The organism is Lebetimonas sp. JS085 (assembly GCF_000523295.1).
In the GTDB taxonomy this organism is placed as follows: domain Bacteria; phylum Campylobacterota; class Campylobacteria; order Campylobacterales; family Nautiliaceae; genus Lebetimonas.
Genome location: NZ_ATHR01000001.1, coordinates 173,702 through 189,099, shown reverse-complemented (window position 1 = coordinate 189,099; position 15,398 = coordinate 173,702). Strand labels below are relative to the sequence as shown.

16 protein-coding genes are annotated in these 15,398 nt (G+C 31.8%); 14 read left to right on the top strand and 2 right to left on the bottom strand.

The window, feature by feature from the left end; all coding sequences use genetic code 11:
- Window positions 1-177: 177 nt before the first annotated feature.
- Together tatC and tatA are read right to left on the bottom strand one after the other, a co-directional pair.
- Entirely contained in the window at window positions 178-903 is a 726-nt protein-coding gene (gene tatC / locus DZ68_RS0101020) for a twin-arginine translocase subunit TatC (RefSeq protein ID WP_024786846.1), read from the bottom strand.
- A complete protein-coding gene (gene tatA, locus DZ68_RS0101015) occupies window positions 896-1,135 on the bottom strand; it encodes a twin-arginine translocase TatA/TatE family subunit (protein ID WP_024786845.1) in 240 nt (79 codons plus the stop codon). Before tatA ends, tatC begins: the two co-directional genes overlap by 8 nt.
- A 75-nt stretch (window positions 1,136-1,210) precedes the next feature.
- On the opposite strand from tatA, the gene serB reads away from it, so the two are divergent.
- From serB to dxs, 14 genes are all read left to right on the top strand, one after another.
- The gene (gene serB / locus DZ68_RS0101010) at window positions 1,211-1,831 is read left to right on the top strand and encodes a phosphoserine phosphatase SerB (protein WP_024786844.1); all 621 of its coding nucleotides are present in this window, start codon (window positions 1,211-1,213) and stop codon (window positions 1,829-1,831) included.
- 9 nt (window positions 1,832-1,840) lie between these two features.
- Window positions 1,841-2,785, top strand: coding sequence for a transaldolase (locus DZ68_RS0101005; RefSeq protein ID WP_024786843.1), 945 nt, complete (start codon window positions 1,841-1,843; stop codon window positions 2,783-2,785).
- A 1-nt stretch (window position 2,786) separates the two neighbouring features.
- Window positions 2,787-3,911 (top strand): type IV pilus twitching motility protein PilT, encoded by a 1,125-nt coding sequence (locus DZ68_RS0101000; RefSeq protein ID WP_024790507.1) that lies wholly within the window; start codon window positions 2,787-2,789, stop codon window positions 3,909-3,911.
- Window positions 3,912-3,958: 47 nt separating this feature from the next.
- The gene (locus DZ68_RS0100995) at window positions 3,959-4,495 is read left to right on the top strand and encodes a 50S ribosomal protein L25/general stress protein Ctc (protein WP_024790506.1); all 537 of its coding nucleotides are present in this window, start codon (window positions 3,959-3,961) and stop codon (window positions 4,493-4,495) included.
- A 44-nt stretch (window positions 4,496-4,539) separates the two neighbouring features.
- Window positions 4,540-5,076 (top strand): aminoacyl-tRNA hydrolase, encoded by a 537-nt coding sequence (pth, locus tag DZ68_RS0100990; protein WP_024786840.1) that lies wholly within the window; start codon window positions 4,540-4,542, stop codon window positions 5,074-5,076.
- Window positions 5,076-6,095 carry an LptF/LptG family permease gene (locus DZ68_RS0100985; RefSeq protein WP_024790505.1) on the top strand — a complete coding sequence of 340 codons (1,020 nt, stop codon included), beginning with the start codon at window positions 5,076-5,078 and terminating at the stop codon, window positions 6,093-6,095. The genes pth and DZ68_RS0100985 overlap by 1 nt, the downstream gene beginning before the upstream one ends.
- Window positions 6,095-7,300 carry a diaminopimelate decarboxylase gene (lysA, locus tag DZ68_RS0100980; protein WP_024790504.1) on the top strand — a complete coding sequence of 402 codons (1,206 nt, stop codon included), beginning with the start codon at window positions 6,095-6,097 and terminating at the stop codon, window positions 7,298-7,300. Before DZ68_RS0100985 ends, lysA begins: the two co-directional genes overlap by 1 nt.
- Window positions 7,301-7,461: 161 nt before the next feature.
- On the top strand, window positions 7,462-7,884 hold the full coding sequence (locus DZ68_RS09825) for an HAD hydrolase-like protein (protein WP_051428150.1): 423 nt from the start codon (window positions 7,462-7,464) through the stop codon (window positions 7,882-7,884).
- Window positions 7,872-8,936, top strand: a complete 1,065-nt coding sequence (gene pheA / locus DZ68_RS0100970; RefSeq protein ID WP_024790503.1) for a prephenate dehydratase — start codon at window positions 7,872-7,874, stop codon at window positions 8,934-8,936. Before DZ68_RS09825 ends, pheA begins: the two co-directional genes overlap by 13 nt.
- Window positions 8,937-9,022: 86 nt before the next feature.
- On the top strand, window positions 9,023-10,096 hold the full coding sequence (hisC, locus tag DZ68_RS0100965; RefSeq protein WP_024790502.1) for a histidinol-phosphate transaminase: 1,074 nt from the start codon (window positions 9,023-9,025) through the stop codon (window positions 10,094-10,096).
- Window positions 10,093-11,778, top strand: a complete 1,686-nt coding sequence (fliF, locus tag DZ68_RS0100960) for a flagellar basal-body MS-ring/collar protein FliF (RefSeq protein WP_024786834.1) — start codon at window positions 10,093-10,095, stop codon at window positions 11,776-11,778. The genes hisC and fliF overlap by 4 nt, the downstream gene beginning before the upstream one ends.
- The gene (fliG, locus tag DZ68_RS0100955) at window positions 11,779-12,804 is read left to right on the top strand and encodes a flagellar motor switch protein FliG (protein ID WP_024786833.1); all 1,026 of its coding nucleotides are present in this window, start codon (window positions 11,779-11,781) and stop codon (window positions 12,802-12,804) included. It abuts the gene before it with no gap.
- Window positions 12,797-13,564 carry a flagellar assembly protein FliH gene (fliH, locus tag DZ68_RS0100950; protein ID WP_024790501.1) on the top strand — a complete coding sequence of 256 codons (768 nt, stop codon included), beginning with the start codon at window positions 12,797-12,799 and terminating at the stop codon, window positions 13,562-13,564. The genes fliG and fliH overlap by 8 nt, the downstream gene beginning before the upstream one ends.
- Window positions 13,560-15,383, top strand: a complete 1,824-nt coding sequence (gene dxs, locus DZ68_RS0100945) for a 1-deoxy-D-xylulose-5-phosphate synthase (RefSeq protein ID WP_024790500.1) — start codon at window positions 13,560-13,562, stop codon at window positions 15,381-15,383. Before fliH ends, dxs begins: the two co-directional genes overlap by 5 nt.
- The last annotated feature ends 15 nt before the right edge of the window (window positions 15,384-15,398 follow it).

The following is a 15,398-nucleotide window of genomic DNA, read 5'->3' as shown; positions in this document are numbered from 1 at the left end:
TATAATCATCTTTGCGCCTCCTGTTTTAATTTTTATAATTAAAGCAAATCAAAAAAACTTAGTCAATAATACTAAACTTAGATATAGATTTATACTTATGATTTTTATTAATCTAAATATTTATATGTTTTATAACTGTTTGTTTTTTTTAAATAATATTGCAGAAAAAGAAAAAAATTAATTTTCTTCTTTATAAGGATTTACAGCTTTTACTATCCAGATGGATAATCCGTAAAGAATTAAAAGAGGTGTGGCCATTGCAAGTTGGGAAAACAAGTCGGGAGGAGTTAAAACTGCCGCTACTATAAATATTATAACAACAGCATATCTGAAAAAATCCTTTAGCGTTTTATCTGTAATAAGTTCCAGTTTTGCCAGGAAATACGAAAGTACGGGAAGTTCAAACGCTATCCCAAAACCAATCATTATTTTAAGCGCGACACTCACATATTCGCTTATTTTTAGCATTGCAACAAAATTTTTACCGCCAAAATTGATTAATACCTTAAATCCGATAGGAAAAACTACAAAATATGCAAATGCAGCCCCCAAATAAAACATTATCGTACCGAATACAACAAACGGTAAAACCAGTTTTTTTTCATTGTCATAAAGTCCCGGGGCTATAAATTTCCATAATTGGTAAAGAATGACAGGTAAAGATGCAAAAAAAGCCGTATAGAGTGACACTCTTACTGCCGTCATAAATGGTTCCACCAGGTTGGTGAATATCATTTCTGAATTGCTGGAAGTATGTAAAACATCTGTTGCAGGTTTTGCCAAAATAACAAAAATATCTTTCCAAAAAAGAAAAGATAAAATAAAAAGTATGAAAAATACAACAACTATTTTAATAAGCCGGCTTCTAAGCTCAGCTATGTGAGGTGTTAATTCTTCAAGCATTTACATCTTTTTTTTCTGTTGTTTCAACCGTAGCGTCTTTAACATCAGCGTCTTTCTCTTCTATTTTTTCTACATCCTGATTTTCTTCTTTACCTTCACCTTCTTTTACCGCGTCTTTAAAATTTTTAATACCTTTGCCAAGACCGCTTGCCAGTTCCGGAATTTTTTTACCTCCAAAAAGCAGTAAAACAATTATTAAAATTACAATTATTTGCCAAGTTCCGATTCCCATAATAAATCCTTTTTGCAAAATTTTAGCATAAATTTACAAAAGTTTGATAAAATTTTGTAAAAATAAAGGAAAATTATGAAATTAGCTGTTTTTGATTTTGATTCAACATTGATGGACGGGGAAACAATAGATTTTTTGGCCGAACCGCTTGGGCTTAAAGATAAAGTGGCAGCAATTACCGAAATGGCTATGAAAGGTGAGCTTGATTTTTTTGAAAGTCTTGTAATGAGGGTAAAACTGCTTGAAGGTCTGGAAGAGCTAAAAGTTAATGAAATATGTCATAATCTTCCTTTTATGCCGGGGGCTGAAGAAACTATAAAAGCTTTAAAAAAAGACGATATTATAATAGTTGTTTTCAGCGGAGGTTTTAGAAATGCTACAAGTTATGCAAAAAAAGTTTTGGGATTTGATGCCGATTTTAGCAATACTCTTCATTCTAAAAACGGTATATTAACCGGTCTTGTTGGGGGAGAAATGATGTTTTCCCATTCAAAAGGGGAAATATTAAAGAGGATACAAAACATTTTAGGGGTTTCTTCTGATGAAACAATGGTTGTAGGGGATGGTGCGAATGATTTGAGTATGTTTAAATACGCAAAAACAAAAATTGCATTTTGTGCAAAAGAAATTTTGAAAAAAGAAGCAAATATTATAATAGAAGAAAAAGATTTAACAAAAATTTTGGAATTTATTTAAGGAGAGAATATGACGAGTATATGGGTGGATTATTTAGACAGGGAATTTTTGGAGAGTGAATTTAAAGAAATGGTTGAGAGCGGCTTGGTAAACGGTCTTACAAGCAATCCTTCGATTTTTGCAAATGCCATGAAAAAAAATATCTACAAAAATGATATAGAAAATTTAAAAGAGAACTCTTCAAAAGAAATTTATGAAGAAAACGCCGTTAAAGATATACAAAAAGCCTGCGATATATTAAAAGAAAATTTTGAAAATGATAACGACGGTTTTGCAAGTATTGAAGTTGACCCGAGACTTATTAACAATACAAAAGGCACAATAGATGAGGCTTTAAGACTGTATGATAAAATTGAGAGGGAAAATGTAATGATAAAAATTCCGGCAAATGAAACCGGATATAAAGCGATGGAAGAACTTGCAAAAAAAAATATAAATATAAACGCTACTCTTGTTTTTTCCCCGAATCAGGCGATGAGAGCTTTTGAAGCTATTGATAAAGGGAATGTAAAAGGGGTAATATCCGTTTTTGTAAGCAGATTTGACAGAAAATTAAATCCCGTTCTTGCTTCTTTAAATTTGGCGCAGGACAGAATCGGTTTTTTTAACGCTATAAAAATATATAATATGATAGAAAATGAAAAAAGTGAAAACATTAAAACACTTTTTGCATCAACAGGTGTAAAACAAAGCTATTTGCCTAAGGATTATTATGTGCAAAATTTATTTTTGCCAAATTCAGTATTAACATTGCCTCTTGATGTAATAGAAGCCATTAAGGATAAAGAACTTGAAGAATCATTTCATTTTCAGACAAAACATATAGATGCGTTTTTTGGGTTTTTGACACCTGCTGGAATTAATATGCAAAAAATTTATCAGGAATTATTTAACGAGGGTGTTGAAGCTTTTGAAAATGCATTTAATAGTATGCTTGATTCTATAAAGGAATAATATGACAAGAGAAGAACTGGTAAAATATCTTAATCTTTTGGTTTCAAAAGAAGGAAGTGATTTACATATCAAAGCGGGGGATGGGATAAGAATGAGAATTCAGGGAAAACTTGTTCCCGTTGAGAGTCCAAAACTAACAAGGGAAAGTATTGTTGAATTATTAAAAGAAATCTTAAGAAGCAGATTTGAGGAAATGGTTAGAAAAAAAGAGATAGATTTTAACTATAAATTGGATGAAAATTACCGTTTTAGGGGGAACGCTTTTTTTCAAATAGACGGACCGAGTCTTGTTTTTAGAACAATTCCAATAAATATACCGACCATTGAAGAGCTTAAACTTCCTCCTATCATAAAAAAATTTACTGAATCTGAAAGAGGTCTTGTTTTGGTAACAGGTGTTACAGGAAGCGGTAAATCCACTACACTTGCCGCAATGATAGACGAAATAAACCATAAAAAAGCAAAACATATTATTACTATAGAAGACCCTGTTGAATTTGTCCATAAAGATAAAAAATGTCTGATAAACCAAAGAAGTCTGGGTGAGGATACATTAAGCTTTTCCAATGCCCTAAGGGCTGCTTTAAGGGAAGACCCCGATATTATTTTGGTGGGGGAAATGAGGGATTTGGAAACTATGGAAATAGCACTTCATGCAGCTGAAACGGGCCATTTGGTTTTTTCGACACTTCATACACTGGATGCAAAAGAGACAATAAACAGGGTTATAGGTGTTTTTCCGCCAAGCGAACAGCATAGAATTAGAATGACGCTTGGAAGCGTACTTGAAGGGGTCATATCTCAAAGGCTTGTTCCTACTGTTGACGGAAAAAGAACGGCTGCAATGGAAATAATGATAAAAACCCCGAGGGTAAAAGAACTTATTTTCCAAGGAAGGGATGAAGAAATCAAGGACACTATTGAAGAAGGTAAAAATATTTACGGTACTCAGAGTTTTGACCAACATCTTGTTGATTTGGTTATCGAAGGAAGAGTTGATGAAAAAACGGCAATAGAATATGCATCAAGCAGGGATGATTTTCTTCTTAAACTCAGAAAAGCAAAACTTGAAAAAGGTTTAGAAGTGGTAAATGACGCGAAAATAGGTTTAAAAGATAGCAATTAATTGAATTTTTTGTTATAATTTCCCTTCAAAAAATTTAAGGAGTTAAAATGTTACAAGGAATTATCAGAGAGAGTACCTCAAAAAAAGAAACCAAAAAACTTAAGAGGGATGGTTATCTGATTGCAAACATTTATGGAAAAGGAATTGAAAACATAAATGCTGCATTCAAAATGGGTGATTTTATTAAATATATGAAAAATAAAGAACATTTAATTTTTCCTGTCAAATTAGGAGATAAAGAATTAAAAGTTGTTGTTCAGGAATATCAGAAACATCCTGTAACAGGCGAATTTTTACATGTTGATTTGTTGGTTGCGCAAGAAGGTGTAAAATCATATTACCATGTTCCTATCAAAGTAAAAGGAACACCTGTAGGTTTAAAAAACAAAGGTGTTTTAATTTATCACAGAAGAAGAATCAAAGTTAAAGCGGCACCAGAAAATTTACCGGATTTTTTTGAGCTTGATATAAGCAATCTTGATGTTGGGGACAATATTTTAATAAGAGATATTAAAATGCCTGATGGAGTTGAATGTTTCTTAAATCCTTCTATTCCGGTAGTTGGAGTTATTAAAGCCAAATAATCTTCTTCCCTTTAGGGGAATAAAAAATAAAAGAAAAGTAAAAAATGAAACTTATTGTAGGACTTGGAAATCCCGGTAAAAAATATGAGCTTAATCGTCACAATGTTGGTTTTTTGGCGGTTGATTATCTTATAAACGAATTTAACGCCTACAAAAACGGTAATTTTAAGGGTGAACTTTTTAAATCAGAAGATTTTCTTTTTTTAAAACCCGCGACATATATGAATTTAAGCGGTGAAAGCGTAGTTTTGGTTAAAAACTTTTATAAATTGGACAATAAAAATATAATTGTCGTTCATGATGATCTGGATTTGAAACTGGGTGCGCTTAAATTTAAAAGAGCCGGTGGCAACGGCGGTCATAACGGATTAAAATCCATTGATAAATTTATAGGAAATGATTATTACAGAGTAAGAATTGGTATAGGCAGGCCTGAGAGAAAAGAAGAAGTTGTAAACTACGTGCTTAGCGATTTTAAAAATGATGAAGTAGAATGTGTTAAAAAGCTTTTTCCCGTGATTAAAGAAGCCGTAAAAGATATTGAAAATGCCGCTTCAAAATATACAAGGAAATCCTGTTAATGTTTTTTTTATATATTCTGAAAAAATTTTCCAAAAATTTTTTTCTGTTTTTATTCAGTCTTTCTTTTTTGTATCTTTTACTGGATTTAATAGGTAATTTTTCAAAACTGCCTCATTCTTCAAATTTGCTGATATTATATAGCGTGTATGTTATCAGTTACTCATTTGAAAATTTTTATCCTTTGGCTCTGATTTTTTCTTTTTTATATACTGTTTATCATTTTATAAAATTCAATACATTGGTTTCTTTTTATTCTTTGGGATTTTCTAAAAATAAAATATTGTTTGTGTTTTTAATTTTTTCTTTATCTGTTTATTTTATATTTATTGCTTTAGATAATACAAATTATGTTTATTTTAATCAAAAAGCTCAAAATATTCTGTTGAATAAAAAATTAAAAAAAGAAAATCTTTTTTTAAAATATAAAAACAGTATTGTGTATATAAAAGAATTAAAACCTCTTTTGAAAAAAGCTTACTGTGTTAAAATATTTACTTTGGAGGGGACGAAAGTAAAAAAAATTATAAATATAAAAGAAGCCGAATATAAAAACAATAAATGGATGGGAAACAATGTGACAATTGAAATGTTTGATAAAAACAGACTGATTATAAAAAAAGAAAACCATTTAAATGTTTTGACAGATTTTGAACCTCTTGTATTATCAAATTTGAAAAAACTGGAATCAATTTCGATAAAAGATGCTCTCTTGGCTATGAAAATTTTCAAAAGTATAAAATTAAATAAAATAATATCAATATTAATGTTCAAAATATTGACCCCCCTCAGTTTAATACTGTTTTTGATATATTTAATGTATAGTGCGCCTGTGCATCAGAGAATTTCTTCAATTTCATTTTTTTTGATAAAATCAGTTTTCTTTTCCGTATTTTTATGGGGGGCAAATTTACTTCTTTATAAATTTGTAAAACAGGGTGTGATAAACCCTTTTATTTTGACTTTGCCTCTGTTTTTTGTGTTAGTATTGGATATTTATGTTATTAAAAAGGAGAATTAATGAATTTTAAATATTTGGCAAAAAAATATAATACACCTGTGTATGTATATGATTTTAATTATTTTGGCGAGCAGTTCAACAAATTAAAAAAAGTTTTTAAAGCAAGAAAAAGTATTATAGCCTATGCTGTTAAAGCCAATTCGAACTTAAGTGTAATAAATCATTTTGCTTCTCTTGGAAGCGGGGCGGACTGTGTCAGTATAGGCGAAGTTAAAAGAGCTTTGCTTGCGGGAATAGATAAATACAAAATAATTTTCAGCGGCGTGGGAAAAAGGGATGATGAAATTGAGGAAGCACTAAATAAAGATATTTTGATGCTCAATATTGAAAGCGAGGCGGAATTAAAAAGAATTGAACAAATAGCAAAAAAACTTGGAAAAATTGCAAGAATTTCTATAAGGGTTAATCCGAATATAGACCCCAAAACACATCCATATATATCAACCGGCCTTCATGAAAATAAATTCGGTGTAGATATAGAAAGTGCCAAAAAACTTTATCTTTATGCCAAAAAAAGCAAATATTTAAATCCTGTGGGAATTCATTTTCATATAGGAAGCCAGCTTACCGATATTAATCCCATTAAAGAAGCAGCTGTTATTGTGTCTGATTTGCTCAGAAGCCTGAAAGCCGTAAATATAGATATTAAATTTTTTGATGTTGGAGGAGGACTTGGCATAAAATATAAAAATGAAAATTTAATAGAGCCTTACGATTATGCCCAGGCGGTTCTTTCTACCCTTAGCGGACTTGATGTAACTATTATATGCGAGCCTGGAAGATTTTTAGTTGGAAACGGGGGATGGTTTTTAACAAAAGTTTTATATGAAAAAAGAAATGGGGATAAAAGATTTGTAATTGTTGACGGGGCTATGAATGATTTAATAAGACCGAGCCTGTACGGGGCATATCATAAAATTGAGGTTTTAAATGAAAATAAAGAAAAAAGCAAGGCTAACATTGTGGGCCCGATTTGTGAGAGCGGAGATTTTTTTGCAAAAGATATAGAAATTGCCAAAACGGATCCCGGGGATTTGGTTTTAATACATTCTGCCGGGGCATATGGTTTTTCAATGAGCAGTAATTACAATACAAGACCCAGAGCAGCGGAAGTTGCGGTGATTAATGGGAAAGACAGGCTTATTAGAAGAAGGGAAACTTTTGAGGATTTAATAGCATGTGAAATTGATTATTTGAAGAAGTGAAAAATAGTGAATAGTAAGTGGTGAGCCTGCCCGGCCGCTTGCAAAGCGGCGGGGTTGTGAGTTTATAAGCGGCAGTATTGCTCCTTTTGGTAACAGTGAATTTGTTAAAATAATGAAAAAAAAATTTTAAAATTGATTTTGATAATCCTGATAATGTAATTTTGGGAATAAAAGTCTATTCTTCAGATGAAATTACAGATATTATTGAATATTTGATAAGAGGGGCCAATTTAATAGGAATGCATAAAACTTCACTTTACCGTAAAAACAATAAGCGTTATCCGGGACTCGGGGCAATTTTGGAAATGCTGAAATATGCCACAAACAAAAATTATGAGGTTGTTGGAAAACCAAGTTTAAATTTTTTTGAAGCTGCAAGAATTAAAATTTCTTTAAATTATGATAAAATTACCATAATTAGTGATGATTTGATAGGGGATTTGCTGCCGGCCGGTAAACTTGGTATGAAAACGGCTTTGGTTTTAAGCAGTAAAATTAAAAAGTCAGATGAAATAAATCAAAAAGTGGATTTTATAGCCGAAAATATTGGAGAATTTTTAAAAAGGAAAGAATTTTGGACTTAAAAAAATTAAGAGAAGAAATAGATAAAATTGATGATAACGTTTTAAAACTTCTTAATAAAAGAATGGAAATTGTCAAAAAAGTGGGAGAGATTAAAAATTCTTCCAATACCCCAGTATACAGGCCGGAAAGAGAAAAGGAAATAATAGAAAGATTAAACAGATTAAGCCAAGCACAAAACGGAATATTAAAAAAAGAACATATAGAGGCGATATTTTTGGAAATTTTTGCAATAAGCAGAACGCTTGAAAGAAGTGAAAGAATTGCTTTTTTAGGCCCTGTCGGCACATATACACATCAGGCGGCGGAACATAAATTCGGGGCGAACGCCAAATACCTGCCTTTGCTTAATATAGAAGCCGTATTTAAAGCCGTTCACAATAAAGAGGCTAAATACGGGGTTGTGCCTATCGAAAACAATACAGAAGGTGTTGTGGGTATAACTCTTGATTCACTTAAAAAATATAATGTAAAAATAGTTTCAGAGGTTTGTCTTGACATTCATCACTCTTTTGCTTCTGTTCAGGACGAACTTGCAAATATAAAAAGAGTGTATTCACATCCGCAGGGTTATAATCAGTGTCTTAATTTTCTTGAAACGCACGGACTTTTGGATGTTGAATTTATTCCAACCGAGTCAACGGCAAAAGCTGCTGAACTTGCAAGCAAAGATGAAAAAAGTGCTGCTATATGTTCAAAAATAGCGGCTAAACTTTATAATGTTCCTTTACTTTTTGAAAAAATAGAAGACAATCTGGCGAACAGAACAAGATTCATAATAATAAGCGATTTTAAAACTCAAAAAAGTGGAAATGACAAAACAAGTGTAATTGCAAAAACTTCCCATAAAACAGGGGCTTTGTTTAATTTGCTTAAAAAATTTAAAGATAAGAACATAAACCTTTTAAAAATAGAAAGCAGACCTAATAAAGACGATACATTTAATACATGGTTTTATATAGATTTTGAAGGGCATATAGAAGACGAAGCTGTTAAAAAATTAATAGAAGAGGAAAATATGCTTTGGCTTGGCAGTTATCTTAAGGAATGCTAAAATAGTGAGTGGTGAGCCTGTCCGCCGCTTGCAAAGCGGCGGGGTGGTGAGTTGTGAATAGGAAATATTGATAATAAAGGAAGAAAATGTTTGAAAATTTAAATAATTTAAAAACATATGAAGCTGGAAAGCCTATAGAATTGGTGGTGAGGGAATACGGTATAAAGCCTTCGGAAATAATAAAACTTGCAAGTAATGAAAATCCGTACGGTCCTCCCCCTATGGCGATAGAAGCTGTAAAAAAGACAGCTAAAAATATGCACAGATATCCTGATGACAGTTATTATGAATTAAAAGACGCTTTATCTGAAAGATTTGATATAAAAAATGAAAATATAATTATAGGGGCAGGAAGCGATCAAATCTTGGAATTTGCAATTCATGCGATACTGCCAAAAAAAGTTTTAATGGCGGGAATTACTTTTGCGATGTATGAAATTTATTCAAAACAGTTCGGGGCTGAAATATTAAAAACAAAATCAGATAAACATAATTTAGAAGAGTTTTATGAAATCTATAAACAACAAAATCCGGAAATTATATTTCTATGTATTCCTAATAATCCTTTGGGGGAATGTATAGATGCCAAAGATGTTTTTAGTTTTATAGAAAAAATAGATGATGATACTTTAATAATAATAGACGGGGCATATCAGGAATATGCCTCTTTCAAAGATAAAAACAAAGAAATAAAACCAAAAGAAATTTTAAAATATAAAAATGTACTATACACCGGAACTTTTTCAAAAGCCTACGGACTTGGCGGTATGAGGGTTGGATACGGAATTGCCAATGAATTTATTATAAAAAATCTTCATAAATTAAGACCCCCTTTTAATATTACCACGCTTTCGCTTAAAGCTGCCATAGAAGCTTTGAAAGATAAAGAATTTGTGAAAATGGGAATTGAGCTTAATTTTGAAGAAATGAAAAGATATGAAATTTTCGCAAAAGAAAATAATTTGAATTTTATTGAAAGTTATACAAACTTTATTGTTTTATTTATAAAAAATTCTACATCAGTTGCAAATAATCTGCTAAAAAAAGGTATAATTGTAAGAGATATGGTCAGTTATGGCTTTGATGCAATAAGGATTACGATAGGTAAAAAAGAAGAAAATGAAAAAGTTTTAAATTTATTAAAAGGTTTGATTAATTGAATTTTGAAGAATTATTTAAACAAATAATTGCTTTTAGCAAAAATTTAAATAAAAAACAGAAAATTGTTATCGGTATAACAATAGGCGCTTTTGTTTTATTGATTTCTTTTTTGGTTGTTTATAATTCTTCGACTTCTTTAAAAAAAGATAATTACAGTGTTCTTTTTGAAAATTTAAAACCAAAAGACGCTGCTTTAATTGCCCAATATTTAGATAAGAAAAAAATTTCATATGTTATTCCAAGCGACGGAATTATAGAAGTTCCGAAAGACAAAGTGGAAAAACTAAGAATTGAAATTGCAGCCCAGGGTCTTCCAAAGGCAAGTAATGTAGGTTTTGAACTGTTTAATAAAAACAGTTTTGGGGCAACTGCTTTTGAAGAAAAGATTAAATATTTGAGAGCCCTTGAAGGGGAGCTTGCCAATACTGTTGAAGCAATAGATGCGGTGGAAGAGGCAAAAGTAAATATTGCACTTCCAAAAGAAAGTGTTTTTGTTTCCAAACAGACTCCTCCGAGTGCATCTGTAATGATTAAATTAAAGCCGAATATGATATTAACCCCTAAACAGATTAAAGGTATTAAATATTTAGTTGCCGCCGCAGTTCCTAAACTAAAGCCTGAAAATGTAAAAATTATAGACCAATACGGGAATTTACTTGGTGAAAATGATGAATTAAGCTCTAATAATGAGCTTTTGAGAACAGAAATATTATATAAAAAAAGACTTGAAAAAGAACTTGAAGATAAAATAACTTCCATTCTTGCCCCAATTGTGGGAGGAGATGATAAAATTGTGGCAAAAGTCAATCTGGATATTGATTTTTCCAAAGTAAAATCGCATTCGACCATTTATTCCCCGGACAATGTTGTAAGAAGCGAACAGACTGTAGATGAAGAAAAAACAGGATACGGAGAAAAAAAAGTAGGGGGAGTTCCCGGGGCAGTAAGTAATATCGGGCCGGTTCAGGGAAGTAAATCCAATCAGATCAAAAATAAATATACAAAAAGCGAAGACACAACCAATTATGAAATATCAACCACTATAAAAGACACAATAGCACCTCTTGCAAAGATAAAAAGGGTTACCGCAGCCGTAGTGGTGGACGGAAATTATAAAAAAGACAAAAACGGCAAAATTGTGTTTGTACCGTTGGATAAAATAGAACTGGCAAATATTAATAATCTGGTTAAAAATACTATAGGCTTTGATTCAAAAAGAGGGGATAGTGTAAGCGTCAGCTGTTTTCAGTTTAATCATCTGAATTCTCAAAAAAAATCATCAGTGGAAAATATAATGGACAATGTGCAAGTATATTTAGGACCCGTTGAAAATATAATAAAATATTTAATTTTGTTAATTATATTGTTTGTTTTTTATAAAAAGGTCATTGCTCCTTTTTCCCAAAAAATGTTAGAAGTCAAATCGGGAGAAGAAATTAAAAAACCTAAAAAAACACTTGAAATTGAAGAAGAGGAAGAAGAGAATACATATGATAAAATAAAAGAACTCAAAGAAAAAGTTGAAACACAGCTTGGAATATCTTCAAATGTTGATGAAGAAGAATTAAAATATGATGTTTTGCTTGAAAGAATTACAAAAATGGTGGAGGATAAAACGCAAGATGTGGCTAAAGTACTTGAAAATTTATTAAAAGAGGAAGAACATCAAAAAGGAATATAAATGGCTTTAACACCCCAGCAGCAGGCGATTTTAGATGAATTATCAATGCCAGAAAAAATAGCTATTTTATTGATTCAACTGGGCGAAGATTTAACAGCGCAGATTTTTTCTTATATGGATGTTAATTCAATTACTGAAATTAGTAAATATATAGCAACAGCGAAAGCTATTGATAAAGCAGTTGCCGCCGCTGTTTTAGAAGAATTTTATGTAATCTTTCAATCCAATCAATACATTGCAAGCGGCGGTCTTGAGTATGCAAAAGAAATTCTTTATAAAGCTTTAGGCCCTGAAGAAGCCAAAAAAGTTTTGGATAAGCTTTCCAAATCCCTTCAAAGTGAGCAGACATTTGGTTTTTTACAAAAAGTAAAACCGCAGCAGCTTGCAGATTTTATTGTAAATGAACATCCTCAGACGATTGCTTTGATTTTGGCTCATATGGATCCAACCAGTGCGGCTGAAACTCTAAGTTATTTCCCTGATGAATTAAGAGCAGAAGTATTAATCAGAATGAGTAATTTAGGTGATATTTCTCCTCAGATAATTAAAAAAGTAAGTGCTATTCTTGAAACCAAACTTGAATCGCTTACAGGATACAAAGTGGAAATCGGAGGTGTAAGGTTTGTTGCTGAAATATTCAACAGGCTCGGTCAGAAAGCGGCTAAAGAAACATTAAAATATATTGAACAGATTAATTCTGATCTGGCTGAAAAGATAAAAGAAAAAATGTTTACATTCGAAGATATACTTAAACTCGATAATACCGCTATAAGGGAAATTTTAAAAGAGGCAGATAAAAATACATTGATGATTGCCCTAAAAGGTGCACCTGAAGAGCTTAAGCAAAAATTTTTGTCCAATATGTCTCAACGTGCTTCCCAGGCTTTCGAAGAAGAGATGCAGTTTTTGGGGCCAGTCAAGGTAAAAGATGTTGAAGCAGCTCAAAGAAAAATAGTTGAAATTGTACAAAAACTTGCTGAAGAAGGTAAAATAGCAGTGGGTGCCGAGGAGGAGGTAATTGAGTAAAATAATTTCTAACGAAAATTCTAATAAACATATTGTCAAACCTTATAAATTTAAAGAATTAAATAATAATGAATCTGAAAAAACAACAATTGAAAAAAAAGATGAGCAAATTGAAAAAGAAGAAAATAATATGCAAAAAAACACGGAATCAAGCAATGAATTGATAGAAAGACTGCTCGCTAAAATTGAAGAGATGAGCAATAATATTGTAAATATTGAAAACAGTTTTCAAAATCAGTTAAATGAATGTAAAAAACAGACAGATATTGAAAAACAAAAAGCTTTTGAAGAAGGGTACAAAAAAGGAATCCAGGAGGGTAAAAAAGAGATTGAAGATACTTTTAGCGAAAAAATGAAATTATTGGAAACTTCAATCGAAAAAATAGACAAAATAAATGAAACGTTTGAAGAGAAAATAGTGTCTATTGAAAAAGAGCTTATTTCTGTAGCACTCGATATTGCAAAAGAGGTAATCCAAAAAGAAATCAGTGAAAATTCCAAAGAAATAGCATATAACTTGGCCAAATCTTTAATGGATGAGGTAAAAGATGCTACAAAAATAAAAATAAAAGTTAATCCAAAAGATGCCGAATTTCTAAAAAACAAAGATTTAAAAAATGTTGAAATTATTGAAGACCCTGCTATAAAAGAAGGCGGGGTTGTTATAATAAGCGATATAGGAAATATTGACGCAGAAATAATTAACAGGTTTAAAGCTATAAAAGAGTCGATTTTAGAGGAGAGAAACAGTGAAAATTGATGTTAAAAAAATGAGTGTAGAAGAATTGAATGAATTAGCCAAGAAAATAAGAGAGAGGATACTTGATGTTGTTTCAAGAAAAGGGGGTCATTTAAGCTCCACACTTGGGGCTGTAGATTTAATTATAGGAATGCATTATGTTTTTGACGTTGAAAAAGACCCTTTTATTTTTGATGTTTCACATCAGGCATATGCACATAAACTTTTAACCGGCAGATGGGAAGAATTTGAGAGTTTAAGGCAGTTTGGGGGAATAAGCGGGTATACAAAACCAAGAGAAAGCAGATATGATTATTTCAGTGCCGGGCATTCGTCTACATCTATTTCAGTGGCACTTGGAGCTGCAAAAGCCATAAAATTAAAAAAAGAAGAAAGAATTCCTGTAGTATTAATTGGCGACGGTGCTATGGGTGCTGGAATGGTGTATGAAGCAATGAATGAACTTGGCGATTTGAAACTTCCTGTTGTTATTATTTTAAATGACAATGAAATGAGCATAGGAAGACCTATAGGGGCAGTAAGTAAATATCTGACAAAGTTAAAAGCTAAAAAACATTATCAGAATTTTAAAGACAAATTTAAAAAAATACTCAATTTTATGCCCGAAGATGTAAAATTTACTGCTAAAAAAATGGAAGAGTTTTTCAGTGTTAACGGTATCTTTTTTGAAGAAATGGGGCTTGAATATATCGGCCCTATTGACGGGCACAATATTGAAGAAATAATAGAAACGTTAAAAATTGCAAAAGAGCTTAAAAAACCTGTTGTTGTCCATGCCAAAACGGTAAAAGGCAAGGGTTATAAACAGGCTGAAGGCTATTATGAACACTGGCACGGCGTATCTCCTTTTGATATAGCGACCGGGGAGCCTCTTAAAAAAAGCTCTCTTAACGCTACCAAGGTTTTTGCCGATGCTTTGCTTGAAATAGCCAAAAATGATGAAAAAGTGGTCGGTGTTACCGCCGCAATGCCGAGTGGGACAGGAATGAAAGAGTTAATGAAAGAATTTCCCGAAAGGTTTTGGGATGTGGGAATTGCAGAGCAGCATGCGGTAACTTCAATGGCTCCTATGGCAAAAGAAGGTTTTATTCCTTTTGTTGCAATTTATTCAACATTCTTACAAAGAGGATATGATCAGGTGATTCATGATGTTTGTCTTGATAATTATCCGGTTAGGTTCGCAATAGACAGGGCGGGAATTGTAGGAGCCGACGGGGAAACACATCAGGGTGTTTTTGATGTGGGGTATTTAAGAATAATTCCAAACATGACCCTTTTTGCACCGAGGGATTTTAATACATTAAGAAAGGCCGTGGAATTTGCCTATAAATTTAACAGCTCTCCTTGTGCGTTTAGATATCCGAGGGGGGCGTTTGAACTTGAAGATAAGATATTTGAACCGAAAGATTTTGAACTTGGAAAAGGCGAAATTCTAATAGACAGTAAAAATATTATGCTGATTGCTTATGGAAACGGTGTGGGGAAAGCTTATAGGGTTTATAAACTGTTAAAAGAAAAAGGAATAGACAGTGGAATAGTTGATTTAAGATTTGTAAAACCGTTTGATAAAGAGCTTTTAAGAAGTTTAGAAGCTAAAAAGTGGTATGTAATCAGTGATAATGCAAAAGAAGGCGGAATTGCCGAAATGCTCAGTGAATTTGTAAATGAACAAAATTTGGATGTTGAAATTGAAAGTTTTGAATATCCGGATATTTTTATTCCTCATGGGAATGTTAAAGAAGTTGAGAAATTTTTAGGTGTGGATGAAAATTCTATTGCTAATGAAATTTTAAAAAAATGTAGTATAATAAAAATGTAATATAATAAATAAAAA